At 34.2% G+C, this 2,278-nt stretch carries 1 protein-coding gene; it reads right to left on the bottom strand.

The annotated features are described in order from the left end of the window. Positions 1-511 precede the first annotated feature (511 nt). A complete protein-coding gene (gene dinB / locus CJF42_RS17320) occupies positions 512-1,576 on the bottom strand; it encodes a DNA polymerase IV (protein ID WP_095367886.1) in 1,065 nt (354 codons plus the stop codon). Between the last annotated feature and the right edge of the window lie 702 nt (positions 1,577-2,278).

The following is a 2,278-nucleotide window of genomic DNA, read 5'->3' as shown; positions in this document are numbered from 1 at the left end:
AACTTTATTGTCTTTCGACAGTTGACCGCTATATTTTACTTTGTCCCAGCCCTATACTAAAGAGATTAATTAAACAGGTTCATTAGGTAGTAACGCACCAATTGATGGTAAACCAGTTGAGGGCGTTATTAAATTTAATCCTGTTTGATGGGGCTATCTTCTCAGAAAAGGATTGCGCCGTAAGAAATAGCAAAAATAATATTATTAATTGAAGTGTAATAAATTAGATGTAACTATATAACTCTACAAATAAAAACCTTATGTCAGTAACTACTGATACTGAATCGTTGGTAGTTTTCAATAATGGAATTTTCGTCTCTTTATTAATATTTTTTATATCTCTGTATTTAGGAAAAAAGTATACTTTCGAAAAATCTCATTTGTTAAGTTTCTTTTTCCTTCAATAATTCAACTTTTATTTGAATTCATATAAAAAAATGTTGCGAATAAAGGCATTAAATCATTTGATTTAATAATGCTATAAAACACCTCGTAAAATGGCTTGCGTTACTCAGAACCACGATAACTCAAATTGTTTAAAATCCCCAATTTGTTGTTCACTCAGCCCTACATGAACTCCAATTAGTCTTACGGCTTTACCTTCACCACGAGCGATAGCTTCTAAAAGTAACCTAATAAAGATTTCATCATCTAAATCATGATGTTTATACTCTTTTGTTGTTTGCTGAAAATCTGAAAATTTTACTTTTACACCTATTTTGCTAACCGAGCGCTCAAGAAGTGGTTTCTGTGTTCGACTTTTCAATTCAGGGATTAATTTTGTAACCATTAGCACCCTTAGGTCATTCACATCGGAAATATCTTTAACAAATGTTTGCTCAACCCCTACAGACTTCCTAATACGGGACGTTTCTACCCGCCTATTATCAATTCCATGACAGCGTTCCCAAAGAACCAGTCCAAATTTTCCGAGTTGTGTTTGCAAGTAATCAATTGATGATAGACGTACATCCTTACCTGTAAATAATCCTAGATTATGCAATTTAGTAGCAGTTACTTTACCTACTCCAGATATTTTTTCCAGAGCCATTTTTTCAATAAAATTAATGGTATCATTTGGAGTAATCACATATTGACCATTAGGTTTGTTTTCGTCACTGGCTATTTTTGCAAGGAATTTTAATGAGGAAATACCAGCGGAGGCAGTGAGATTAAGCTCTGTTTGAATTGTTCGCCTTATATCTTGAGCTATTAATGTTGCTGAGCCATTAAAAAGCTTACAGTCACTTACATCTAGAAATGCTTCATCTAAGGATAAAGGCTCAATCAAATCGGTGTATCTTTCCATTATTTCTCTTATTTGGGCGCTTACTTCCTTATAAACATCCATTCTGCCAGAAACAATTATTAGGTTAGGACATTTTTGTAACGCTATACTAGATGGCATTGCAGAACGAACCCCATATTGTCGTGCAATGTAATTACTGGTAGAGAGTACCCCACGTGTAGAACTGTTTCCACCTACAGCAACTGGTAGCCCTTGAAGTTCAGGGTTATCCCTTATTTCAACAGAAACATAAAATGCATCCATGTCAATATGAATCAATTTCTGCATCTTATTTAAATCCCCCTTTAGGTAGTCTTATAATTCTCACTCTAATATCTAACCATTTCACACTAAAAATTTGTCAAAATTTAATAATACTCTTGTGATTTCTTTCTATTTTTCACTCTAAAATAATTACATTCGTACCTAATATTCAATTCATCAAGACTGACAAGAACAGGAAGTTGGTTAAAAACCGCTAGAAGCTTATAACCACGCCTTCTGGCACTAGATAAAATGATAATATCAAGAAATAAAATGGTAAATAAAAATCCTATATGTATAAATTTCTTCACTTATACATTTTAACTGTTTATTTATACAGTATCAATATTAAAGTATGGATTGTTATTTTTTAAAAATGTAAATAATGTTTTTTAAACTGACGGGGAAATAATAGAAACATCGAGTAGGGTGAGGCTCTTGCTTCATCCCTCTCACAGAACCGCACGTACGGACCTCGTATACGACTCCTGCATACTTCACATCACCATCGTTAGTGACACAATGCTAATTTGTAATCTAGTATAGTGCGCCTTATGGCCTCGCTCATTTTCCAAACATTGTGGTAACTTTCATCGCAGGATTTCGCGTTCTAGCACAAAGGCAGTCTACCAAACTTGACTACAATTACTTCCCATATACGACCAATCTCATCAGATGTCACTATTCCTAGCGCACCAATTTTGCTTGTCCCGCTGATCAGGCGGT

The organism is Pseudoalteromonas sp. NBT06-2, assembly GCF_002276045.1.
In the GTDB taxonomy this organism is placed as follows: Bacteria; Pseudomonadota; Gammaproteobacteria; order Enterobacterales; family Alteromonadaceae; genus Pseudoalteromonas.
This window is presented reverse-complemented; position numbering and strand designations above follow the sequence as displayed.